Genomic DNA, 23,103 nt, shown 5'->3' with positions numbered 1-23,103 from the left:
TTTGTCATATTATGATTTTTTAATACGTGAAATTACCGTGATTCACCGACGAACAGAATAGAGGTGTCATTAATGGTTTCGTTAAGCAAAAATCAGTCAGTTTCGCTCGCCAAACAGAGCGCATCACTGGCTAAAATGGATTTTGGTCTGGGATGGGACCCTGTGACCAAGAAGAAAGGCTTTCTGGCGAGTTTATTCGGCGGTGGCAATGATGAAATTGATCTGGATGCGAGCTGCATTCTGCTTGATAAATCTGGCAATGCCATCGATACAGTGTGGTTTGGTCAGCTAAAATCAAAATGTGGTTCTATACAACACACTGGCGACAACCTGACTGGTGAAGGTGATGGAGATGATGAGGTTATCCGCGTCAATCTAATCAAACTTCCCACCAATGTCGAATATCTCGCATTTACTGTTAACAGTTTCCGTGGACAAACTTTCAATGACGTTGAAAATGCCTTCTGTCGCGTCGTTGACCAAAACGGCAAAGAGCTGGCTCGCTATCAGTTGAATGAACAAGGTGCCCACACTGGCATTATCATCTCTTCCCTGCGCCGCAACGGTGGTCAGTGGGATTTCACTGCTCACGGCGTCCCTTGTCTTGGACGTACTATTGACGCGATGTATCCACAGATCGTTGAAACGGTGGTGCGCTAATGAATCTGACACCTGGGGGCAACGCCTCTGTTCCCAACCACGCGCTTACTGTGCGGGTTCTATCAGGTTCAGCCGTTGACGTTTCTGCTTTCCGTCTGTATGTAGATGGCAAAGTTAAGAGTGATCCAGATATGGTGTTCTACGGTCAGCCGGTCAATGATGACAACACCATCCGCCTGACTGGCGGTAATATCAATACCTCCTTCAGTGTCAACTTGCCTGCATTGAGCCAGGATGTCCAGAAAGTCGCGTTCACCGCGACTTGCGACGGTAACCAAACGATTTCCAATCTGCGTAACCTTTCCATTCGGGTTGAACTGAACAGCAGCGTGATTTTGCAGGGGGATGTTGAAGTACAAGGCCGTCCAGAGGCTGCCTTGATCCTCGGCGAACTGTATCGCCGGAACGGTGAATGGAAATTCCGTTTTATTGCCCAAGGCTTTAATGGCGGTCTCAAACCACTGGCTGAGCATTTTGGCGTAGATATTATTGATGATGAGCCAGCACCAAATACCGTTAATTTGAGTAAGGTTTCTCTGACCAAAGAAAAACCGACTATCAGCCTTAGCAAACGCGACAGCTACGGTGAAATTCGCATCAATCTGAACTGGAGTCAAAATGCCTCCTCCTCAAAAGGCCTATTGCAAGGCATGTTCGGTGCAAACAAAAACGTGGATTTGGATCTCGGCGCATTCGTTCGACTGCAAGATGGAGAGAAAGACGTTGTACAGGCATTGGGGAATCGCTTTGGCGATTACCGTTATGAACCGTATGTAGAATTACAGGGGGATGATCGCACCGGTCAAGTGCGTGACGGTGAATGGCTCCACGTTAATGGGTTTGAATGGAAAAACATCCGTGAAGTTTTGATCTACGCCTTTATCTACAAGGGCGTACCTAGCTGGGACAAAACCGACGGTATAGTCACAATTTATGTCCCTGACCAGCCCCCGATTGAAACGCGGATGACAGAAGGCAACAACCACAAAGGCATGTGTGCCATTGCCCGCCTTGTCAATGAAAACGGCGCCATCAAAGTAGAACGCATCAATCAATACTTCAGCGGGCATAAAGAGATGGACAGGGCGTTTAGCTGGGGCTTTAGCTGGACATCCGGCAAGAAATAACTCTCTATTTTACCAATAAGCGGAGGGACTGATGTCCTTTTTAAACAAAATCAAATCAGCGTTCAACGCAGGCCGCGAAGAACTCACCACCCAAGTTAGTCGCTTCAAGAACAGAAAGTTCATGGAAGGTACGGTAGCAGTATGTGCACACGTTGCCATGGCGAGTAACGGCGTCAGTTCAGAAGAAAAGCAGAAAATGATCGGGTTCATCAAAAACTCCCCTGAGCTGAAAGTGTTCGATACCTCTGAGATTATCGAATTCTTTAACAAACTGGTCAGCAGCTATGAGTTTGATGCTGACATCGGTAAAGGTGAAGCCATGAAATTCATTATGGCTCTGAAACAGCAGCCGGAAGCGGCGCAGCTTGCTTTGCGCGTCGGCATTGCAGTCGCCAAGAGTGATGGTGACTTTGATAACGACGAAAAACAGGCTGCCCGTGAAATTTGCTTAGCCCTTGGCTTTGCATCGGCTGATTTCGAACTGTAATCGCAGATAATTTAAGAGGCTTACTTCATGGTATCCACGCACATTGGTTTTCCGATGGAAACCGTTGCTGTATTTATTATTCTGTCGGTTGGTGCACTCTTTATCGACCTCTTTATGCATCGTCATGATAAACCAATTTCGCTGCGTAGTGCCGCTCTTTGGTCTATTTTCTGGATCGCAATTGCCTTTGTTTTCGCGGGCTTCCTGTATGTCCATCATGGTGCGGAAGCAGCGAGTCTGTTTGTCACGGGCTATGCACTGGAAAAAGTCCTTTCCGTCGATAACCTGTTTGTCATCATGGCAATTTTCTCCTGGTTCGCCGTCCCAGACCGCTATCGCCACCGAGTCTTGTATTGGGGGATTATCGGCGCGATTGTCTTCCGTGGTATTTTCGTTGCCATTGGGACAAGCCTGCTGACGCTTGGGCCGTGGGTTGAAATCATATTTGCGGTTATCGTTGGCTGGACAGCGGTCATGATGCTGAAAAGCGGTGATGATGACGATGAAATCGAAGACTATTCACAGCACCTTGCCTATCGTCTGGTGAAGCGTTTCTTCCCAATCTGGCCGAAACTGCACGGCCATGCTTTTGTACTGAACCAAAAGGAAGTGGATCAGGAATTGGCTAAACCAGAAAACGCCGATGTGAAAGTGGGCCGGGCGGGCAAAGCTGCACTTTATGCTACGCCACTCATGCTGTGTCTGGCAGTGGTTGAACTGTCTGACGTGATGTTTGCCTTTGACTCTGTACCTGCGGTAATTGCAGTCAGCCGGGAACCATTAATTGTGTACAGCGCCATGATGTTTGCTATCTTGGGTCTGCGCACGCTCTACTTTGTGCTTGAAGCATTGAAAAAGTATCTGGTGCATTTGGAAAAGGCAGTAATCGTTTTACTGTTCTTTATTGCCATAAAACTGGGTCTAAATGCTTCTGAACATATATTCCACCACGGCTATTCAATTTCAGCTACAAGTAGCTTATTTGTGGTGATTGGCGTACTGGCAGCCGGTATTCTTGCCAGCCTGCTGTTCCCGCAAAAAGAAAATGCAAGCTAAATCCGTAAAATCTAGATAACTAATACGACGTAATAATAGTGAGGAAATAACAATGGGTGTATCTCTTTCTAAAGGCGGTAACGTTTCTCTGAGCAAAGAAGCGCCAAGCATGAAAAACGTTCTGATCGGTCTCGGCTGGGACGCTCGTGCTACTGACGGACAAGACTTTGACCTTGATGCCTCAGTTTTCCTGCTGGCAGCAAACGGCAAAGTACGTAGTGATGCAGATTTCATTTTCTACAACAATCTGAAATCATCTGACGGCTCCATCATGCACACTGGCGACAACCGTACCGGTGAAGGGGATGGCGATGACGAATCACTGAAAATCAAACTGGATCAAGTTCCTGCTGACGTAGAAAAAGTGGTGTTTGTAGTAACTATCCATGAAGCACAAGCTCGTCGCCAGAGCTTCGGTCAAGTTTCCGGTGCTTTCATCCGTCTGGTTAACGATGACACACAAGTTGAAGTGGCGCGCTATGACCTGACTGAAGATGCGTCTACCGAAACCGCTATGCTGTTCGGTGAACTGTATCGCCACAATGCAGAATGGAAATTCCGCGCAGTAGGCCAGGGCTATGCTGGCGGTCTGGCTTCTGTTTGTGCCCAGTATGGTATTAATGCTGCTTAATTTGGGTGTTATTCAATTAAGCATTTCAGTGTAAAGCTTGAATTCGGTGCACTGAAATTAAAAGCCCTGCTTGATAATATCGGTAGGGCTTTTTGTTGTCTTACCTATTTGTTTATAATTCATTCCTCAGAGCCTGAGCCAGAAATTGATCACTGGAAATCTGGGGTTATCATACGGATATTTCTGCCATTTTAATTCGAAAAAATTTTGGAATGCGTTTCATTTTAATATTTCTATTTAAAACTCTTTAGTATTTCCACGACATATAATGTCAATATTTATAAATAGGTACAGGCTAAAAAATATAATCTGTCAAAGAAACCACAGACTAAGATCTTTTATTCATCTCTTTGATAACACAGAAAATTACATAATTATTTACAGCGTTATTTTTTGTTCTAACTTCAGAGATGCATTTCAAAATGGATAAATATCCAGTCATTTTTTGCGAGTTGCTTCGCAAAGAGCAACATTACCGATGGCATATTAGCCAACTAACCGCTAGGGTAGGTATCGATTATTAACAATGAATACTATTTAGATGAAAAACACGTATGAATTCGCGGTGCAGTGCGGGCGAAGTGCTGATAGAGTATCGCAGTATATCCATAACACAAGGAACGTACAAATGAGCCTTCATGTTTCATTTCGCTATTCTGACATTGGCTTCCCTGAATTAATACTGAACGGCAGTGCACTCAGCGATGCTGGATTTACCGCAAATGAATTATTTCATATCTCACAGTTTTCCAATGGCGTTATTATTTCTCTTGTTGATCCTAACGCAGATTTAGCCAGTTTAATCAATGAAGTGGAAAATAATCCATACCAAGGAATCGACAATATTCGTGAAAATGGTGAACTTTATATTGCCGGTGACTGGCTAACAATTAGCAATTTAGTGGAACAACCTATTAACATTGAAATACAACCTGACAAAATTATTCTAAAACCTAAATTGATGGAAATATTAGCTTAAAATCAATTGTCACTACAAAAATAGCCTTCCATTAATTAGCCGGAAAGAAATATTAAAAAGAATTCCGGCTTTTATATTATCTGATATTAAATACCACCTTATTTAAACGGCATTGCGAACTCTATAACCTATTTCCCACCCGCCAAATCAATGAAATTGCCTGTAACATACGACGATTCATCAGATAACAGCCATGCAATGGCCTGAGCAACTTCTTCCGGTTGTCCACCCCGTTTCATAGGCAAGGAATCTTTGATTCTTTCAACGCGTTCAGGCTCTCCACCATCGGCATGCATTCCGGTATAGATGAATCCAGGGCGCACAGCATTTACCCTGATTCCCTGTGCAGCCACCTCTTGCGCCAACCCAATTGTCAACGTATCAATAGCCCCTTTCGATGCCGCATAATCAACGTATTCATGGGGAGAACCCAGTCGAGCGGCAGCAGATGAAACATTGATGATGACTCCACCTTGCCCACCGTGACGCAAAGCCATTCTCTTAACCGCTTCACGCGCACAAAGAAAGGTCCCCGTAATATTAGTGGCAAAAATTTCATTTAGCCGCTCTGCCGTCAACTGTTCAATGGTAGCTTGAGGCTTTAAGATCCCGGCATTGTTCACCAATCCAGAAATATACCCCAGCTCTTTTTCTACCCTCTGGAACAATGCTATCACTTGCTTTTCATCCGCGATATCCACCTGAACCGCAATTGCTGACTGCCCAAGGGTACGGATCATATCCACCACTTCATAAGCACTGTCTTCGCGATTACGATAGCCAATGCAGATGTGGTGCCCTTGTTTTGCTAAACAAAGTGCTGTGGCCTTACCGATACCACGGGAACCACCAGTAATGATCGTTACTTTTTTCACAATGCCACCCCATATTTGCGTTATTTTTTTATTCCCTATGTTAAATTTGAAATCATAACATTCAAAACTATACTCCAAACTGCAAGAGTAGATTTCGAGTTTCAGTACTCTAATCAGAGGAACTATATGATGAAAAGCTTGAAGTTATCAGTTGCAGCATTACTGGTGTTGTTTTCAAGTGCAACACTTGCAGCGCCAGCAGTATCAACCGCCGCCGAAGCTGCCTCAAAAACAGCAACGGCAATAGAACAAAATGTTAAGTCAGCAAAAAACAAAGCTAATTTATTAGAGAAAAAAGTTACCAAAAAGGCAAAAAAAACAAAAATATCAAAGAAGAAAAATAGAAATAGCTCAGTCAAAAAAAGCGCTAATACGGCTCTTTGCAAAGATGGTAGCTATAGCAAGAGTAAATCCCGTAAAGGAGCCTGCTCTCGCCACGGTGGTGTTGCTAAATGGCTATAAAGTTTCGTTGATTTTTCATCATGCACAATTAGGGGGCTTCGGCTCCCTAATTCTTTTAAAACAATTCATTCCCCAACCAGAAAATAATCTCACCATCATGATGTTAATTGACATATTTTCTTCAGCAAAAAAATATTACTTTTTATGATATATTAATGTCATTTTCTAATACTGAAATTCAGATAAAAAACTTAAAACAAGCCAGAAAAATAGATAATCAAGAATGAACAACAAAATAATTTACAATAACTACAATAAAGCAAAAATTCACTCTCCCGACGATAGCTAAGTTAAATTAGGTAATATTCAATTAATAACATGCAGTTAAGTAAAAATCAGTTATTAATTTAAGTTGGATAAACAAGCAAAAGAACACCATAAAATATAATATAAATAACATTCTTCACCAGATAAAATCATAATATTTATTACACTAATTTACCATACAAAGTAAAAAATATAGATATTTGTCAGTAGGGTGCTAATATTCGTTACAGAAACTAAACTTATGAATGACGAATAACAGTAGCCATATATTGTTTGCTCTGCTAATATTCGTCTGATTTTTATCCAGAGTAATAAAAAGAGGAGAAGCAATGCCCTCTCTAATGATGAGGACAAGTGCGGTCTTCGCTTTCTTTATCTCATTAATCTTTATCGGTCTGAGCCATGCCTCGACCAGTACCTCAAAAGTGCAAGAGTATTCTCACAATGACATGCAGGTAAGTTTGCCTGATTTGCGACAATACCCTTCAGGTACACCTCGGAAGAAAGCGTTTTTAAATATTATTGTCCCTGTAATTGATCAACATAATCAAAAGATTATGCAAGACCGCAAATGGCTCCTGTCACACCAAAAGAATCATCATTGGTCTGAACAGGATAGTCACCGATTAAAAAAGATCTGCATGGATTACAAAATGACCTGCAATTCGCCAAGACAGGTTAATTGGAATAAGTTATTAAGTCGGGTTGATATTATTCCCACCCATTTTGTTGCCACTCAAGCAGCGGCTGAATCGGGTTGGGGAACGTCAGAACTTGCCAAAAAAAATAATAATCTGTTTGGAATGCGTTGTAGCTCTTGCGGCAAAACGAAAGGAAAAGTCAAAGGTTATTCAGTTTACGCTACCATTGATGCTTCCGTCGTTGCCTATATGAAAAACCTGAATACGCACCGTGCTTATGAGTCACTGCGTTCTTCACGTGCAAAGCAGAGAACAACACAGAAGCCGCTGAATATCGGTAAGCTGATTGATAATCTCAATGGTTATTCTGAACTGGGATCTGACTATAATCGCTATTTACATCGGGTATTTAATGGCAACAAGGATCTGATTTCACAAGTGCAAGAATTGGCTATCCAATAACACTCTCCCAACAATCCACATTGTATTAATTACAAAGTGGATTCTTTTTTTATAATCTATCTCTGTATTATCTACTGTAAACATCGACAAATTCCATACTATAATGCACTTCAGAATTACATTCCTTCTCCCAACGGTAAATGGTTAACCAGAGCCTAATATGAATTTCTTCTCTTTTGAGTTCCTTGGATCGTTTGTTATTCTGCTGGTTGTCTATTGGCTTTTACAAAAAGCGCCCAGGCTACAGAATGGCGTATTAATTTTAGCGAGTTATTTATTTGTATTCTCTTTCGCAGCAAATTTCGCCTACATTTTATTCGCCTATACCCTATTTATTTACTTTTTGGCGAATATTCTTAGTCGTTATTTATCCAATAAGGTCATATTTATACTACTGACATTCGGACTCCTCGGCTGTTTCACTGTTTTCAAATATTACTCTTTCTTTCAAGAGTCGATTCAACAAACATTGGCTAATGTTGGGATCAACGTGGAACTCCCTGTCCTTGAATTGCTGATGCCGCTAGGTCTGTCATTTTATGCGTTCCATTCGGTCAGCTATGTTGTATCGGTATGCAAGAAAGAGTGGCCTGCCGCTCCATTGCCTGATGTCATTTTGTATCTTTGCTTTTTTCCCAGCATTGTCGCCGGACCGATTAATCGAGCCGAAGATTTTCTGCCACAGATTCAGGCAACATCCAGAGTTATGCAGGAACCATTGAAGGCACTATTATTGATTGCTCTCGCTATCATAAAGCTCTTTTTGCTCAGTTCTACGCTCTCTGAGTATCTTGTGAATCCTGTTTTTGAAGATCCAATTAGTCATCATGCAGGGCAAGTTCTTGTGGCAATTTATGCTTATGCCTGGAATATCTACTTTAACTTTTCCGGCTATACCGACCTTGTCACAGGTATCGCCCTGCTATTAGGCTACAAAGTGCCACGCAATTTTGATGCCCCTTATCTGGCTGAAAACTTACAGGTATTTTGGCGACGCTGGCATATCAGCCTGTCAACATTCATCCGTGATTATGTCTACATTCCATTAGGTGGTAATAAAAAAGGCGTATTCCGCAAAAACCTGAATATGTTCACCGCTATGGTGATTTCTGGCCTATGGCATGGCGCTGGCCTTAGTTTTATTATCTGGGGTGCTATTCACGGATTAGGGTTAATTCTGCAAAATATTAAAAATGCCCTGTTCCCTGTTTCAAAGAAACAGAAGGAACCACAAGCTAGCAGCCCGATTGTATTATTTTTATCTCGTGTGGTGACATTCCATTTTGTCTGCTTTGCATGGATCTTTTTCCGTAGCCCGACATTTAATGATGCGCTGGCGGTATTAAATCAACTGTTCTCTGGTGAAACATTTGCATCCCTGTTATCCAGCAGTTCTCTATTAATGGTTTTCTGGGGATTATTTATTATCTACCCCTGGTTGGTGAATTTCAGAAACAAAATTGAAAAAAATCATGGCCTGATTTCCTGGGTTTATTACCCAATTCCCTTAGCCCTGATCCTTACTTTGGTATTTATTTTGTCACCTTCAGGAATGCCAGGATTTATTTATGCCAACTTCTGAATTTATATCTAATATTAAAAAAATCGGACAAGTGATTTGTATAGTAGCCTTAACCAGCTTAATGCTCATTTGGCTTAATCAGGGTTCATTAGATAATTTCTGGCAACAGAAATATCACCACAATAGTCCCTGGACATCTCTCAAAGGGGAACCGTGGTGGGATTTGGGGAATAATGTGCAGCAAGGAGCCATTGCTGCCAGTAAAACTTTTATGGCATACGCGCAGGGCAAATATCAAGATAACCCGTCATCAGCCATGAATATTGATAACAGGCAGACCGTATTTCTCCCTGATTTGCAGGTTGGCTTGCGCTTTCTGGAAGGTTACGTGTATCCCATCGAAAATCTCTCTTTCACCTTTCCTGAGCTACTGAACAAAAATATTAAACTCGTTCAGTCTTCTTTACCGCCAAATAGTTCAGTAGAAAATCCGGTTGTTGAAATTACCCAGAAAACCCATGTCAATCTGAGCCTAAAAGATAAGGTGTTATTTGCCGGTGATTCAATGATGCAGGGCGTAGCCCCACATTTAAAACGTCGACTTTTTCAGCAATATGGCATTTCTAGCCTTAATTTAAGTAAACAAAGTACAGGATTGTCTTATCCTGGTTTCTTTGATTGGCCAAAAACCATTAGCAATGCGTTGAGAACTCACCCTGATATTAAGTTGGTAGTGATATTTTTAGGCCCAAATGATCCGTGGAATATGCCCTCAGGACACGGAGGGCCTTATTTGAAATTCGCCAGTGAAAACTGGGAGGATCTTTATCGCCAAAGAATTGAATCCATATTAAATGACGCGCGCCAACGTCAAGCTGATGTTATTTGGGTTGGACCACCTAATATGCGCCAGAAAAAACTTTCCAACAGTATGTCTTACCTTAATAAATTGTATCAAAGCGAGGTAGAAAAAAAGGGAGAGATCTATGTTGCGGTTAATGATATGTTCAAATATCAGTCGGATAATTATTCAGACTATATTGGCGATGGCAGCAGCACCATCAAACTCCGAACCGGAGACGGTATTCATTTCAGTTTGAAAGGGCAACAAACCATTGCGGATTATCTATTTTCATTGATCACATTTACTCAGGAGCCAGTTAAAGAAAATGCAACCATTTAACATGTTCCGTGGATGTTATCGGATAGTAGGTGCAAGTCTGGCTATCGCGCTCTCAATAAGCCTATTATCGTGCCAAGTAGAAAAATCTAAGCCTACATCGGGCCTCCAAACAACACACATACACCGTCAGCAACAATTGACAAATTTTGGTGATCCCAATTTCGCGCTATTAACAGATAAATTACGTCATAGTGATACTCGCCAACTCCATTTTGTACAATTGGGTGATTCACACACGGCTGCCGATTTCTTTACCGGTAAGTTGCGCAGTTTATTGCAGAATCGTTATGGCGACGCAGGGCCGGGTTTTATCCCCCCAATGAGCATTCCCGGCCAGCGTAACGCCTTAATACAATTTTCTGAAGATAAAACCGGTTGGTGGCTTTCAAGCAGCCGTAAGGAGAATCGGGCAGATTATCCACTGGGTGGATTTATCGCTATTCCCGAGAGTGCCGGGAGTGCGATACAACTCAAGTCTTCCTCTGCTCGTGGCAAGTATTGGCTGAGTGCACTCTATCAATCCCATACAGAGACTCAAATCAGAACGCCATTTACCACCATAGATTTACCCGCAACACAAAGTGAATGGCATTTCTCACCAGAACAGAGCATTAGTTTCCCCATTGATCTCTATCCACAGGATACACAATTGAAAATTGGCGGCTGGCTGATAACACGTCAAACCCCTGGCATTATGTTATCTGCATTGGGAATTAATGGCGCCACCATTAATATGCTGGATAAATGGCAACCGCAATGGATTAATACGCTGGCACAGATAAAACCGGATATGGTCATTCTCGCCTATGGCACCAATGAAGCCTTTAACGATTCACTGGATTTGGTTGCTTATCAGAAGGATTTGACAGCTAAAATACAAGACATCCGCAGAGCCATACCACAAGCCGTTATCCTGCTGGTTGGGCCGAATGATTCGCTGAAAAATAAAACCGGGGCAAACTGTGAAGAACAACAACCTGCCTTGCTTGATAATGTGATTCAGGTTCAACAAACTATCGCCAAACAACAGCGTACCCTGCTTTGGGATTGGCGGGAATATATGGGTGGGCCATGTTCTGTCAGAAGTTGGGAACAGCAAAACCTCGCACGTCCTGATTACATTCACCTCTCCGCAGCCGGTTATGAACGCAGTGCTGAAGCGCTTTATAAGCAGTTTATGGATTTAGTTGAATAATTAAAATTTCTATATGCAAGCCGTAAAAGTCTTTAAATAAAGCTTTTAAAAGTGCCAAAATGAATAAAATTTCAACAATGAGAGCGATATGTCTTATCAAATTCTGACAACAATAGCAGCCAGTATTACCGATTTGAAACGCAATCCAATGGGAACAGTGGCAGATGGTGAAGGTGGTGCCGTTGCCATCCTAAACCGCAATGAACCTGTATTTTATTGTGTCCCCCAGAGCCTTACGCTGATTATCTGGAACTTGCAGAAGATGCCGAATTAAATCACATTGCAGATGAACGTATGAAAACGCCTGAATTTGTGAGCGTCAATCCCAATGACCTATAGTCTCAAATTTGAAAAACGGGCGCTAAAAGAATAGGAAAACTAGGGCATCCTATTCGTGAACAGTTCAAAAAGAAATTGGCTGAACGTCTAGAAAACCCCCAAGTCTCCTCAGCCCGATTAAGAGGCCGAAGCCATCGCTACAAAATCAAATTACGCTCTTCTGGCTATCGTTTACTATATGAAATCAATGATAATGTGATTGTTTTATTAGTGATTACTGTTGGTAAGCGAGCAGGAAAGGAGATTTATTTAGCAGCTAACAAACGTGGATAGCAAGGGAAATCGTGTAAAACAGCACCTTATAATGAAATAAGGTGCCATTAAAAATGGCTTAAAAAGGCTTTAACACATCACAGCATAGCGAAATAGATCATGCCAACCATCGCGCCGGTTGTGCCGAGAATGGTTTCCATTACCGTCCAGGTTTTCAGGGTTTGCGCTTCTGTCGCACCAGTAAACTTACCGAACAGCCAAAAACCAGAATCGTTCACATGGCTAAGAACCAAAGAGCCACCGGCGATACATACTGACAACGCCGCCATTTGCGCACCAGAATAGCCCAGTTCGCCAATCACTGGCAGAACCAACCCTACCGTGGTCAAACACGCGACAGTTGCCGAACCCTGAATCACACGCACCGCGCCTGACAAAATAAAACACGCCAGTGCGATTGGCAGGCCAGCACCGATCAACGCATTACCCAATGCAGGTCCAACACCTGAATCCACCAGCACTTGTTTAAATACACCACCTGCACCTGTCACCAGCAAAATAATTCCCGCAGGTTGAATCGCCGCAGAGCAGACTTCCATGACTTTATCCTTACTCATACCGCGACGAATCGCCAACCCGTAAATCGCCACTAGACAAGCAAGCAAAATTGCAATGAAAGGATGACCAAGAAATTCCAGCCAGTGATATAGCGCTGATTGCTGATCAACAAAACGTGCACCAATGGTTTTCAAGCCCACCAATATCAAGGGGAACAATACCAATGCCAGGCTGAAACCAAAGGAAGGCATCTGGCTTTTGCCAATGCTTGGGGTGCCCAGATCTTTGGGTAAATCCAGTGTCACATATTTGCTGATAAAGTTACCGTATATTGGGCCAGCCAATAACATGCCGGGAACGGCGGCGCTCAGGCCAATCAGGATCATCCAGCCAAAATCGGCTCCCATCTGGGAAGCCAGCACCATCGGAGTTGGCCCCGGAACCAAAAACGCGGCCGCGGCCGCAACACCTGCAAACAATGGAATCGCCAGTTTCACAACATTGCCATTGGTGCGACGCGCAACGGCAAATACCACGCCAATCAACAACACAACCGCCACATCAAAAAACAGTGGTAATGCACAGACAAGCCCGGCAACACCCAATGCATAGTTGGCCCGCTTTTCACCAAAGCTACCCAGCAGTTTCACGGCAGTCTGGTCAAGGGCACCCGTTTCATGCAAGATCTTGCCAAACATTGCACCAAGAGCCACAACAATGGCAAGAAAGCCCAAAGTGCCTGCCATACCTTCTTGCATCGTCTGAGTGATTTTCTCCAATGGCATGCCAGAAAAAATTCCCGCCCCCACAGAAACCATCATCAAGGCAATAAAAGCATGTAACCTAGCTTTCATCACCAGAAACAATAATAGGAGAACAGAGCCGATGGCCGTCAGAACCAGAGTTACAGTACTCATGAATGCCCCTCACTAATACGGTTAATAGATTGGATATGGTCAATAGCTTTAATCGCATTTTTGATGACTTCATCAAGATCAGGTTTTATATCAATGTGATGGACATCATTTTCATCACTGGTCGGCGCTTCCAGTGTCTCAAATTGAGAGATTAGCATTTGTGGTTTAAAGAAATGCCCCTTGCGTGCTTTCAGGCGGCTTTCGATTAAGTCAAAATCCCCCTTCATATAGAGAAAAGACAGGTGTTGATTGCCATCACGTAACATATCCCGATAACTTTTTTTCAAGGCAGAACACACGAGCAGGGAGATAGGGTTGGTGCGTTGCATGGCAAAAATAGCATCATTGAGTGCTTTCAACCACGGCCTACGATCATCATCATTCAAGGCGTGGCCCTGTGCCATTTTTGTAATATTGGCACGGGGATGAAGGAAGTCCCCATCCAGAAATGCAGCCCCTAGTTCACGGGCAACACCACTGGCAACCGCAGATTTACCGCTGCCGGATACCCCCATCAATACAAAAACGTGGTTTGGTTGTTGGGTATCACTCATATCAAACTCCTTTACACAGATCTTACCGCTTATATATCCATTTGATTTACACTAAAAAATTAGCAGGGAAATATTACCCACCAAGTGTTACCGGTAACTAATTACCGGTAACATTAGCAGCAGAGCTGGATGGTGGGCAATCAATCAGGACCATCAAAAAAGGAAAATGTGAGGCTTATCGCAATTGAAAATGGGAAAACATCATTTCGAGCTACAAAAATTAAACACTTTCACCCAATGAAAGGGTAAACCCAACATCAATCAGAGTTTGTTCCAGTTTCTCCCCCCTCAAACGAGCAAGTAAGGATTCCGCTGCCTTGCGTCCCATTAAGTCACGAGGAGTCAGCACGCTGGCAAGCTTGGGAGTCATTACCTGGCCGACATCATGGCCATGAAAGCCAGCTATCGCTATCTCTTCCGGTATTTTAATCCCCTGTCGCTGGCACTCAAAAATCGCCCCAATGGCGATATCATCATTCGTACAAAACAGGCCATCAATTTCAGGATATTTCTGGCAGGATTCCTGCAAAAGCTGCGTGCCTAATGAATAGGAAGAGCTGACTGGTGTCATCATTTTTCTCGGTTGAAGCCCAGCATTGAACATCGCCATTTCAAACCCTTGCAAACGGATCATCGTTCGTTCATCCTGCCGTGCACCGAGATAAATAATGTTTTTGCAACCGCGTTCGATCATCGCCATCGTCATCTGACGAGCCGCTGCAAAATTATCGATCCCTACTGCAATATCAAGGCAAGGCGATACACTGTCCATCAATTCGACAACAGGAATACCTACTGTCTGCAGCACCTTTAACGTTTTGGGAGTATGCGTGCGTTCTGCCAGAATCAGGCCATCAATATTGTAAGCAAGCAGGGAGAGTAAACGTTCTTCTTCTTTCTGGGCAGAATAACCATAGTGGGCGAGCATGGTCTGATATCCATTGCGATCAGTCACATGCTCGATACCGCGAATAACTTCAGCGAAGACCTGATTGGTCAATGAAGGAAGCAAAACCCCTATTGCACGGCTGGTGGAATTGGAAAGAATATCGGGCACACGGTTGGGAATATAACCTAGTTGTTCCACAGCTTCCGCTATTCGTTTTCCCAACGCTTCAGAAACCTGATCGGGATTGCGTAAAAAACGGCTGACCGTCATTTTTGTGACCCCAACGAGGTCAGCAACATCTTGTAAAGCTGGGCGTTTTTTCTTCATTTTCAATGTAATGCAATCAGTTATTGATAGGTACAGAGGAATAACTCGCGGTTTTAACATATTTATACATCATTACAACACGCTTTCTAGTGAAAAATGCCAATATACTCGCATCTTATTTATCAGCAATTGCTGAAACTGTGATGACTTACACGTGCTTGAGTGAATATTCCAACATGTTGGTGGATATCCCCGCTACTCAATGCAATAGTTTTCAGACTCTTACTCTCTTTGTTGTTGAGTTAAGACCAACAGGTTCTTTTGCGATTTCAGCAATGGGAATCTCATAAATTGATAAGTAAGAGTTAAAAATATGGATGAAATGTGATCTGAATTACAGATGATAAATCGGAAGAATGAAAGAGAAAATTTGACTGACTTTATAGACTAAAAAAATGGTAGAATTTTTCCGCTCTAAAAAATTTTTATAAAACAGATGGATAAAATTAGTGTGTTCCCCGTGAGTACAGGGATAAACCGGAGATGGCACAATCAGTTATTAATTTTATTCGGTGTTCCCCGTGAGTACAGGGATAAACCGGGACACCTGACGCAATCTTGAACGAACCGGCGGTGTTCCCCGTGAGTACAGGGATAAACCGGGGATCACTTTGCTGTGTACCACCACTGGGATGTGTTCCCCGTGAGTACAGGGATAAACCGTTCGAGATTAATCGCGTTATGGAAGAGTATTTGTGTTCCCCGTGAGTACAGGGATAAACCGTGCATCCTCTAATATTAGCTCAATACCTGCGGGTGTTCCCCGTGAGTACAGGGATAAACCGCGATAACCCTGTGGGTCACGGTCACGTACCGCGTGTTCCCCGTGAGTACAGGGATAAACCGATTTTTATTCGGTGGTTCTATGGTTTGAGTGGGTGTTCCCCGTGAGTACAGGGATAAACCGTCCGTTTATTTCAATGCGAGTGACATTTTCGCGTGTTCCCCGTGAGTACAGGGATAAACCGCTCAAACAGAATGCGGTAATCACCCACCCTCAGTGTTCCCCGTGAGTACAGGGATAAACCGGCGGCAATTAATACTGTAGGAGATATGAGACTGTGTTCCCCGTGAGTACAGGGATAAACCGCCGGGACAGATAATTTCCGCATCCGCGATGATGTGTTCCCCGTGAGTACAGGGATAAACCGGATGGTATCAAGTTAAAACTGCATGATCCGAAGTGTTCCCCGTGAGTACAGGGATAAACCGCACACATTTCTAGGCTACGAGGTTGTGGAGCGGTGTTCCCCGTGAGTACAGGGATAAACCGTCACCGAGATCGCATAGCTTGAACTGGATAAGGTGTTCCCCGTGAGTACAGGGATAAACCGGCTATGGCTTCCGCCTCTGTCAGTGGCGTGAAGTGTTCCCCGTGAGTACAGGGATAAACCGCCGACAGGCTTAATTGAGCACTTAATGAAGGTGTGTTCCCCGTGAGTACAGGGATAAACCGGTGGCTCTGATGATGACTATAAACAGTGGGCGGTGTTCCCCGTGAGTACAGGGATAAACCGCTAAGTCAGCGAATGTGGCTTTAATAGTTAATCGTGTTCCCCGTGAGTACAGGGATAAACCGCCTCGGTTGCTGTAACAACCGGGGTTTTCTTTGTGTTCCCCGTGAGTACAGGGATAAACCGTCCTTATGGTGGGGTTATTGCGCTTCGCCGCCGTGTTCCCCGTGAGTACAGGGATAAACCGCTACGTACAATCAATTTACCGGGTTGCCTATAGTGTTCCCCGTGAGTACAGGGATAAACCGTATTCCCTTCGGCCTTGGTGATGATGAGCCTAGTGTTCCCCGTGAGTACAGGGATAAACCGCCCAAATCCCGTAATGCAATCTCAATATCATTGTGTTCCCCGTGAGTACAGGGATAAACCGGTAATCAGTATTTTTTACAGAGCATCGAGATCGTGTTCCCCGTGAGTACAGGGATAAACCGGATTATAACAGCCTAATGACAGGATCGCGGTAGTGTTCCCCGTGAGTACAGGGATAAACCGGCATATTCTTTTATGCAGATAAATATTGTCATGTGTTCCCCGTGAGTACAGGGATAAACCGGTTGGCCGGGTTCTACAATGGCCGGTAGCTCCGTGTTCCCCGTGAGTACAGGGATAAACCGAATTCATACATTTGGACAGGCATCGACAGAGAGTGTTCCCCGTGAGTACAGGGATAAACCGGCTTTATCGTCGGGAAGATCGGATTCAGGCAGGTGTTCCCCGTGAGTACAGGGATAAACCGAGATTATAATTCATCCATTAAAGAATTATATAGTGTTCCCCGTGAGTACAGGGATAAACCGGGGATAATGCGCGTGATTTTCCTCCAGCGGGAGTGTTCCCCGTGAGTACAGGGATAAACCGCGTGGGCACCTCCATTTACATGGGGACCGTGGGTGTTCCCCGTGAGTACAGGGATAAACCGCTAATGGAGCGGGATCAACACCCCATTAGCTTGTGTTCCCCGTGAGTACAGGGATAAACCGTATTTGCGGTCACCAACAGCACCAAATCGGCGGTGTTCCCCGTGAGTACAGGGATAAACCGCCAGTCTCATGATGGAAGCTGAATCTCTATCAGTGTTCCCCGTGAGTACAGGGATAAACCGAACTTTAATCCGATCATTTTCATAATGAATATGTGTTCCCCGTGAGTACAGGGATAAACCGCAGTCTCTGACGGGAACACAGGTCGCCTATGAGTGTTCCCCGTGAGTACAGGGATAAACCGCCATCAATTGCATTCGCGGCGTTGGCATTAACGTGTTCCCCGTGAGTACAGGGATAAACCGACGACCTGTTTCATTTAGGTTCTTTTGGTAAAGTGTTCCCCGTGAGTACAGGGATAAACCGGCCATGGCTGGTATCGTTTAGGTGATATGTACGTGTTCCCCGTGAGTACAGGGATAAACCGGGTACGCCTTATTTGTTATTTTCTTTCACAAAGTGTTCCCCGTGAGTACAGGGATAAACCGATCTACGCGCCGATCCATCAATGGGGCGGCCTGTGTTCCCCGTGAGTACAGGGATAAACCGCCGTCACTTTTGGTATTGATGGTCATTATGTAGTGTTCCCCGTGAGTACAGGGATAAACCGCATATTACTCTGAACTTGGAACCGTGGAGCAAGTGTTCCCCGTGAGTACAGGGATAAACCGTTATTATTTAAATTTGAAACAGTATCGTTAGTGTGTTCCCCGTGAGTACAGGGATAAACCGGGGGTCTGTGCTGATCCCAGTCATAATACGGCGTGTTCCCCGTGAGTACAGGGATAAACCGACCCTAAGCACAACCGTGAACAGTCTGGAAAAGTGTTCCCCGTGAGTACAGGGATAAACCGATAAGTTGGCAGAGCAGGCCAGACAGCTTGCCGTGTTCCCCGTGAGTACAGGGATAAACCGTTATTCACTTCGGGGGTCAGTTCCTGCGGGGTGTGTTCCCCGTGAGTACAGGGATAAACCGGGATCTTGTCCGTGAGGCTTTATTTCGTTTTCGTGTTCCCCGTGAGTACAGGGATAAACCGTAGGCAGCATAGTGATTGCGTCCGGCCATCTCGTGTTCCCCGTGAGTACAGGGATAAACCGTGAAAACTACGAGTTAAAGTTCAAGATAGCTAGTGTTCCCCGTGAGTACAGGGATAAACCGTGGTTATCTGGAGGTTTTCCGCAATGATTGCCGTGTTCCCCGTGAGTACAGGGATAAACCGCACTAGAAATTATTCGCGCTGAAATGCCTGATGTGTTCCCCGTGAGTACAGGGATAAACCGTAGGTGCTATTATTTTTATATCAAATAGTGAGGTGTTCCCCGTGAGTACAGGGATAAACCGTGTCGCTTTTGTGATACCAGCACGTTCATACAGTGTTCCCCGTGAGTACAGGGATAAACCGCAATAACAGCCATCAGGCGCGTAGTCATAGCGATGTTCCCCGTGAGTACAGGGATAAACCGATGCCCGTCATCACCTGCTGAATTTTGTTCGCGTGTTCCCCGTGAGTACAGGGATAAACCGATGCCCGTCATCACCTGCTGAATTTTGTTCGCGTGTTCCCCGTGAGTACAGGGATAAACCAGCCTGCTTTATGGGCGTACTGTGTCCGCGTCGGTGTTCCCCGTGAGTACAGGGATAAACCGGTACCCTATGTTGGTGCCTGCATGGATAGGGCGTGTTCCCCGTGAGTACAGGGATAAACCGCGCTCGCCGGTGGCCACATCCTCAATGTCCATGTGTTCCCCGTGAGTACGGGGATAAACCGTACAGCAAGGAAGATGGTGCTTATTAAATTAGGTGTTCCCCGTGAGTACGGGGATAAACCGCCCTTTTATCGCCTGTATGCAATCGAGTGCAAGTGTTCCCCGTGAGTACGGGGATAAACCGGAAAACTAAGTTGCAGCGAGACATACAGCAATGTGTTCCCCGTGAGTACGGGGATAAACCGCCCGCTTTTACTTACGAGTACAACAATCCCCAGTGTTCCCCGTGAGTACGGGGATAAACCGGCAGACCAGTATCTTTCTAATGATGTTGAGATGTGTTCCCCGTGAGTACGGGGATAAACCGGGAACGCATGAGCCGCTATGATGAATGGCTGGGTGTTCCCCGTGAGTACGGGGATAAACCGCTGAGGTGGTCATGGCAGCGTTGACCGATCGAGTGTTCCCCGTGAGTACGGGGATAAACCGATTTACGATGTCCTCCATGAAGAATGGATGGAGTGTTCCCCGTGAGTACGGGGATAAACCGGACTACAACATCATCCAGAAAAAAGACCGGGCGTGTTCCCCGTGAGTACGGGGATAAACCGGCCATGCTAGTAGAACTGTCAAAAGACATCCCGTGTTCCCCGTGAGTACGGGGATAAACCGGTACATCACGTACCCACATCAATCAATACATGGTGTTCCCCGTGAGTACGGGGATAAACCGGGATATTAAACGCATTAAGGATGCCACAAAATGTGTTCCCCGTGAGTACGGGGATAAACCGTAATCCATTGTCGCTTTTATTTGCTTTTTCATGTGTTCCCCGTGAGTACGGGGATAAACCGCTGCTGGTCTGAAATTTACGCGATTCGACCAGGTGTTCCCCGTGAATACGGGGATAAACCGTAATCCCTTGCCCTGCGGTAGATACCGACGACGTGTTCCCCGTAAATCAGGAAATTCTTATTATGAAATAATAACCTTAGTTAGCTCGGTTACTTTGTCGATAATGTCTTGAGGTGCTTTCTCAATAAATTTAACTTGACGATCTGAAAAGTCTAAGGATTTGACCTGATGGATAAGAATTGCACCTTGGGTCGATAATTCTTCGGGTAAGACAACTTCTAACATCATTCCCCTTACGGTACTGGTAATGGGGACCACAACAGCAAATCCGGTATGCTCGTTAAATATCTTTCGAGAGATCACAAACGCAGGGCGGCGTTTCATAATTTTTTTCCCTGCGCTCGGATCAAAATCCAATGAAACAATGTCTCCTTTGTCTGGTATGTACATCAAATCACTTCCTTACCAACAGAGTTAGCATTGATTCATTCTCTATCCTCATCTGTTACCGTGAAACATTCTTTAGGGCTTCCGGCTAACAGTAATTCCAATGTTAACTCTTCTTCGATTGGTGTAAGCACAATTTTGTTATCTTGAATGGACAGATCAAGCTTTGAACCCGTATGCAGATTGAGGGTTTTCACAATGGCTTTCGGTATGCTAACAATATTAGCCCCACCAGATTGGCGAATAACAACAGCAGTCATGCCTATCTCTCCTTCTGTTTAAATTATACTCAATCATACTTTTATGTTTTACAAAAGTAAAACTTTATCTGCTTTTTACATTATGAGACTAAATCATAAACATAATAGAGACGTAATTATGGTGATTTGCTACACTTCAAATCACTGTTTCTGGCAAGCATAGTGAAGATAACAATCAGGAATGTATTTGTCTTAAGAAAGACGAAAAATAGAAATGTTCACAGTTTTGTGATATGACTATTTTTTTCCCGTGAATACGGGGATAAACCGTTTTTATTTTTACTTCTATCTGATCATCAGATTATGTTCCCCTTATACACGGGGATAAACATCTAACCCTATATACTAACAGGCTTAAATAGATAATAATTTAGCCTAAAGTTTTTATTTTTCCTTTCGTTGTGTTGAAAAAATTTGCCTTTCCACAAACTCCCTCTACACTTTTAAAATATTCCACATAAAAATTCTGGTCACGTATTCAACCCGTTGATGGTGGAATATAATTCCCCTTTTTTCGGAGAAATTAAATGGCAACAGTTGAAGTAAAATGTCGATTTTGTCAGCAAACTGAATTCGTCAAAAAACAGGGTAAGGGTAATTCGGGGCATCAACGCTATCGCTGTTTATCCTGCAAACGAACCTTCCAGCTTGAATACGCCTATCGAGCGTATCAGCCGGGTATAAAAGAACAAGTCTTTGATCTTGCTATGAACAGCCCTGGTATTCATGATACTGCCCATGCATTACATATCAGTATTAATGTCGTCGTTCGGGTTTTAAAAAACTCAAACCACAATGCGTAATGACACTCCCGTTGGTTATGGTGCACTTGGGAACCTCGACTAAAGCGTATCATTGCTCACTCGTTCGGAAGGTGAAACAAGAAAACGCTTAAAAAGCTGCTGAAAAAATTATCACGATTCAAGATTGCTTTTTGGTGTACAGATAAATTTAACGCTTATAATATTTTGCCTAAAGATAAACACCTCGTAGGCAAAAGTTTCATACAACGGATTGAATACGCGACCAAAATTCTCATAGGGGACAAAATTTGAAACACTATTCACCTGAAAAAAAAGAACCATGCAAAAAAATGCTACCACCCTACAACATCAGTATTTCCTCTCTGGCCAAATCAGATAGAATCTCTAAAAGCACTCTGATTAGATGGCACAAAGAAGCACTGACGCAAACAAAAATGCAGCACCTACAAAATGAGCAAACACTGATATATAGAGATAAAACACTATCAGAGAAAAATACTCATGGAGTATTACAATTCACCATAAAAACTGTCATCAAAATCTAATTCATAGTGAGATGAAATTTTGATCACTATCTTCTCATGTGATTTTAAATGTGATCAATATTCCATATAAAATAAAATGTTAGTGATGATACAATACAAAATAGGGTAAATTCTCCAAAACTGTTGTTGACGTAGTAGATTTAACTAATTTTTTAAGTAGTTCGCTATTTTAAAATAATATAATCACATAGGAAAACATCTTGAGCACAAGCATCACAACAGAAACAACTTACTGGAATCGCATGATACCAGAACTTATTGTGACCGATTTTTCTGCTTCACTCGATTTCTATCAGAAAATATTAGGTTTCGAAATATTAATCCGACGAGAAGAACCTGATTTTGTTTATTTGGGCTTAGGTGAGGCGCAATTAATGTTGGAAGCATTTCATGAAAATGGTTGGAATACCGGAGAACTCAATAAGCCGTTAGGACGTGGTATTAATTTGCAAATTGAAGTCGATAACGTTAAGTCAATTATGGCAAATCTTGTAATTAACAAAATAGAGCTTTATCGCCCACTGGAAGATAATTATTACTGCATAGGCGATACTACTATCTGTCAGAGAGAATTCCTCGTTCAAGATCCAGATGGTTATTTACTTCGATTTAGCCAATATATAGAAAACAAAGAAGAACAGTAACAATTCATTAATGTGATTCGATTATAATTTTATTTCTACGTA

The 23,103-nt window shown here is 43.6% G+C and carries 18 protein-coding genes, 3 pseudogenes and 1 CRISPR repeat array; of the genes and pseudogenes, 15 read left to right on the top strand and 6 right to left on the bottom strand.

What is annotated here, in order from left to right; genetic code table 11:
* Positions 1 to 72 precede the first annotated feature (72 nt).
* From BDE27_RS00945 to BDE27_RS00920, 6 genes are all read left to right on the top strand, one after another.
* Positions 73 to 660: a TerD family protein gene (locus tag BDE27_RS00945; RefSeq protein ID WP_099130738.1), complete on the top strand. Its 588-nt coding sequence runs from the start codon at positions 73 to 75 to the stop codon at positions 658 to 660.
* Positions 660 to 1,787, top strand: a complete 1,128-nt coding sequence (locus BDE27_RS00940; RefSeq protein WP_099130739.1) for a TerD family protein — start codon at positions 660 to 662, stop codon at positions 1,785 to 1,787. Before BDE27_RS00945 ends, BDE27_RS00940 begins: the two co-directional genes overlap by 1 nt.
* Before the next feature lie 31 nt (positions 1,788 to 1,818).
* A complete protein-coding gene (locus BDE27_RS00935) occupies positions 1,819 to 2,274 on the top strand; it encodes a tellurite resistance TerB family protein (protein WP_099130740.1) in 456 nt (151 codons plus the stop codon).
* A gap of 27 nt (positions 2,275 to 2,301) precedes the next feature.
* On the top strand, positions 2,302 to 3,330 hold the full coding sequence (locus BDE27_RS00930) for a TerC/Alx family metal homeostasis membrane protein (protein ID WP_099130741.1): 1,029 nt from the start codon (positions 2,302 to 2,304) through the stop codon (positions 3,328 to 3,330).
* Positions 3,331 to 3,382: 52 nt separating this feature from the next.
* A complete protein-coding gene (locus tag BDE27_RS00925) occupies positions 3,383 to 3,961 on the top strand; it encodes a TerD family protein (RefSeq protein WP_099130742.1) in 579 nt (192 codons plus the stop codon).
* A 628-nt stretch (positions 3,962 to 4,589) separates the two neighbouring features.
* On the top strand, positions 4,590 to 4,940 hold the full coding sequence (locus tag BDE27_RS00920) for a SymE family type I addiction module toxin (RefSeq protein WP_099130743.1): 351 nt from the start codon (positions 4,590 to 4,592) through the stop codon (positions 4,938 to 4,940).
* Positions 4,941 to 5,068: 128 nt separating this feature from the next.
* Here the strand turns inward: BDE27_RS00920 and BDE27_RS00915 are convergent, their stop codons facing one another.
* Complete coding sequence (locus BDE27_RS00915; RefSeq protein WP_208638545.1) at positions 5,069 to 5,815, bottom strand: SDR family oxidoreductase; 747 nt, start codon at positions 5,813 to 5,815, stop codon at positions 5,069 to 5,071.
* A gap of 126 nt (positions 5,816 to 5,941) precedes the next feature.
* Between BDE27_RS00915 and BDE27_RS00910 the strand changes: the two genes are divergently transcribed.
* The 7 genes and pseudogenes from BDE27_RS00910 (at position 5,942) to BDE27_RS00880 (ending at position 12,159) form a co-directional block, all read left to right on the top strand.
* Entirely contained in the window at positions 5,942 to 6,277 is a 336-nt protein-coding gene (locus tag BDE27_RS00910; protein ID WP_244208648.1) for a DUF3761 domain-containing protein, read from the top strand.
* Between the two features lie 596 nt (positions 6,278 to 6,873).
* The gene (locus tag BDE27_RS00905; RefSeq protein WP_099130745.1) at positions 6,874 to 7,647 is read left to right on the top strand and encodes a protein bax; all 774 of its coding nucleotides are present in this window, start codon (positions 6,874 to 6,876) and stop codon (positions 7,645 to 7,647) included.
* Positions 7,648 to 7,807: 160 nt separating this feature from the next.
* A complete protein-coding gene (locus BDE27_RS00900) occupies positions 7,808 to 9,229 on the top strand; it encodes an MBOAT family O-acyltransferase (protein ID WP_099130746.1) in 1,422 nt (473 codons plus the stop codon).
* The gene (locus tag BDE27_RS00895; protein WP_099130747.1) at positions 9,216 to 10,352 is read left to right on the top strand and encodes an SGNH/GDSL hydrolase family protein; all 1,137 of its coding nucleotides are present in this window, start codon (positions 9,216 to 9,218) and stop codon (positions 10,350 to 10,352) included. The genes BDE27_RS00900 and BDE27_RS00895 overlap by 14 nt, the downstream gene beginning before the upstream one ends.
* Positions 10,339 to 11,547 carry an SGNH/GDSL hydrolase family protein gene (locus BDE27_RS00890; protein WP_099130748.1) on the top strand — a complete coding sequence of 403 codons (1,209 nt, stop codon included), beginning with the start codon at positions 10,339 to 10,341 and terminating at the stop codon, positions 11,545 to 11,547. The genes BDE27_RS00895 and BDE27_RS00890 overlap by 14 nt, the downstream gene beginning before the upstream one ends.
* A gap of 88 nt (positions 11,548 to 11,635) precedes the next feature.
* Positions 11,636 to 11,886, top strand: a pseudogene (locus BDE27_RS00885) (type II toxin-antitoxin system Phd/YefM family antitoxin).
* Positions 11,876 to 12,159 (top strand): annotated as a pseudogene (locus tag BDE27_RS00880) (type II toxin-antitoxin system RelE family toxin). The pseudogenes BDE27_RS00885 and BDE27_RS00880 overlap by 11 nt, the downstream one beginning before the upstream one ends.
* Positions 12,160 to 12,236: 77 nt before the next feature.
* On the opposite strand, the gene gntU reads toward BDE27_RS00880, so the two are convergent.
* The 5 genes from gntU to BDE27_RS00855 form a co-directional block, all read right to left on the bottom strand.
* Positions 12,237 to 13,574, bottom strand: a complete 1,338-nt coding sequence (gntU, locus tag BDE27_RS00875; protein ID WP_099130749.1) for a gluconate transporter — start codon at positions 13,572 to 13,574, stop codon at positions 12,237 to 12,239.
* The gene (gntK, locus tag BDE27_RS00870) at positions 13,571 to 14,128 is read right to left on the bottom strand and encodes a gluconokinase (protein ID WP_099130750.1); all 558 of its coding nucleotides are present in this window, start codon (positions 14,126 to 14,128) and stop codon (positions 13,571 to 13,573) included. Before gntK ends, gntU begins: the two co-directional genes overlap by 4 nt.
* A 220-nt stretch (positions 14,129 to 14,348) precedes the next feature.
* Positions 14,349 to 15,344, bottom strand: coding sequence for a gluconate operon transcriptional repressor GntR (gene gntR / locus BDE27_RS00865; protein ID WP_099130956.1), 996 nt, complete (start codon positions 15,342 to 15,344; stop codon positions 14,349 to 14,351).
* 451 nt (positions 15,345 to 15,795) lie between these two features.
* Positions 15,796 to 20,461: a CRISPR direct-repeat array (repeat unit 29 nt; unit sequence GTGTTCCCCGTGAGTACAGGGATAAACCG).
* A 60-nt stretch (positions 20,462 to 20,521) separates the two neighbouring features.
* Positions 20,522 to 20,851 (bottom strand): type II toxin-antitoxin system PemK/MazF family toxin, encoded by a 330-nt coding sequence (locus tag BDE27_RS20115; RefSeq protein ID WP_420882882.1) that lies wholly within the window; start codon positions 20,849 to 20,851, stop codon positions 20,522 to 20,524.
* A gap of 35 nt (positions 20,852 to 20,886) precedes the next feature.
* The gene (locus BDE27_RS00855; protein ID WP_099130751.1) at positions 20,887 to 21,108 is read right to left on the bottom strand and encodes an AbrB/MazE/SpoVT family DNA-binding domain-containing protein; all 222 of its coding nucleotides are present in this window, start codon (positions 21,106 to 21,108) and stop codon (positions 20,887 to 20,889) included.
* Positions 21,109 to 21,635: 527 nt separating this feature from the next.
* Between BDE27_RS00855 and BDE27_RS19705 the strand changes: the two are divergent.
* Together BDE27_RS19705 and BDE27_RS00835 are read left to right on the top strand one after the other, a co-directional pair.
* Positions 21,636 to 22,127 (top strand): annotated as a pseudogene (locus BDE27_RS19705) (IS1 family transposase); the annotation flags it as partial.
* Positions 22,128 to 22,659: 532 nt separating this feature from the next.
* Positions 22,660 to 23,061 carry a bleomycin resistance protein gene (locus tag BDE27_RS00835; RefSeq protein WP_099130957.1) on the top strand — a complete coding sequence of 134 codons (402 nt, stop codon included), beginning with the start codon at positions 22,660 to 22,662 and terminating at the stop codon, positions 23,059 to 23,061.
* Positions 23,062 to 23,103: the final 42 nt, after the last annotated feature.

Origin of the sequence: Xenorhabdus ehlersii, from assembly GCF_003610465.1 — a bacterium.
GTDB classification, from domain to species: domain Bacteria; phylum Pseudomonadota; class Gammaproteobacteria; order Enterobacterales; family Enterobacteriaceae; genus Xenorhabdus; species Xenorhabdus ehlersii.
This window is presented reverse-complemented; position numbering and strand designations above follow the sequence as displayed.

What these genes read in the sequence shown, in the direction of transcription:
- BDE27_RS00945 (WP_099130738.1), top strand. Translation starts at nt 73, where the DNA reads ATGGTTTCGTTAAGCAAAAATCAGTCAGTTTCGCTCGCCAAACAGAGC.
- BDE27_RS00940 (WP_099130739.1), top strand. Translation starts at nt 660, where the DNA reads ATGAATCTGACACCTGGGGGCAACGCCTCTGTTCCCAACCACGCGCTT.
- BDE27_RS00935 (WP_099130740.1), top strand. Translation starts at nt 1,819, where the DNA reads ATGTCCTTTTTAAACAAAATCAAATCAGCGTTCAACGCAGGCCGCGAA.
- BDE27_RS00930 (WP_099130741.1), top strand. Translation starts at nt 2,302, where the DNA reads ATGGTATCCACGCACATTGGTTTTCCGATGGAAACCGTTGCTGTATTT.
- BDE27_RS00925 (WP_099130742.1), top strand. Translation starts at nt 3,383, where the DNA reads ATGGGTGTATCTCTTTCTAAAGGCGGTAACGTTTCTCTGAGCAAAGAA.
- BDE27_RS00920 (WP_099130743.1), top strand. Translation starts at nt 4,590, where the DNA reads ATGAGCCTTCATGTTTCATTTCGCTATTCTGACATTGGCTTCCCTGAA.
- BDE27_RS00910 (WP_244208648.1), top strand. Translation starts at nt 5,942, where the DNA reads ATGATGAAAAGCTTGAAGTTATCAGTTGCAGCATTACTGGTGTTGTTT.
- BDE27_RS00905 (WP_099130745.1), top strand. Translation starts at nt 6,874, where the DNA reads ATGCCCTCTCTAATGATGAGGACAAGTGCGGTCTTCGCTTTCTTTATC.
- BDE27_RS00900 (WP_099130746.1), top strand. Translation starts at nt 7,808, where the DNA reads ATGAATTTCTTCTCTTTTGAGTTCCTTGGATCGTTTGTTATTCTGCTG.
- BDE27_RS00895 (WP_099130747.1), top strand. Translation starts at nt 9,216, where the DNA reads ATGCCAACTTCTGAATTTATATCTAATATTAAAAAAATCGGACAAGTG.
- BDE27_RS00890 (WP_099130748.1), top strand. Translation starts at nt 10,339, where the DNA reads ATGCAACCATTTAACATGTTCCGTGGATGTTATCGGATAGTAGGTGCA.
- gntU (WP_099130749.1), bottom strand. Translation starts at nt 13,574, where the DNA reads ATGAGTACTGTAACTCTGGTTCTGACGGCCATCGGCTCTGTTCTCCTA.
- gntK (WP_099130750.1), bottom strand. Translation starts at nt 14,128, where the DNA reads ATGAGTGATACCCAACAACCAAACCACGTTTTTGTATTGATGGGGGTA.
- gntR (WP_099130956.1), bottom strand. Translation starts at nt 15,344, where the DNA reads ATGAAGAAAAAACGCCCAGCTTTACAAGATGTTGCTGACCTCGTTGGG.
- BDE27_RS20115 (WP_420882882.1), bottom strand. Translation starts at nt 20,851, where the DNA reads ATGTACATACCAGACAAAGGAGACATTGTTTCATTGGATTTTGATCCG.
- BDE27_RS00855 (WP_099130751.1), bottom strand. Translation starts at nt 21,108, where the DNA reads ATGACTGCTGTTGTTATTCGCCAATCTGGTGGGGCTAATATTGTTAGC.
- BDE27_RS00835 (WP_099130957.1), top strand. Translation starts at nt 22,660, where the DNA reads ATGATACCAGAACTTATTGTGACCGATTTTTCTGCTTCACTCGATTTC.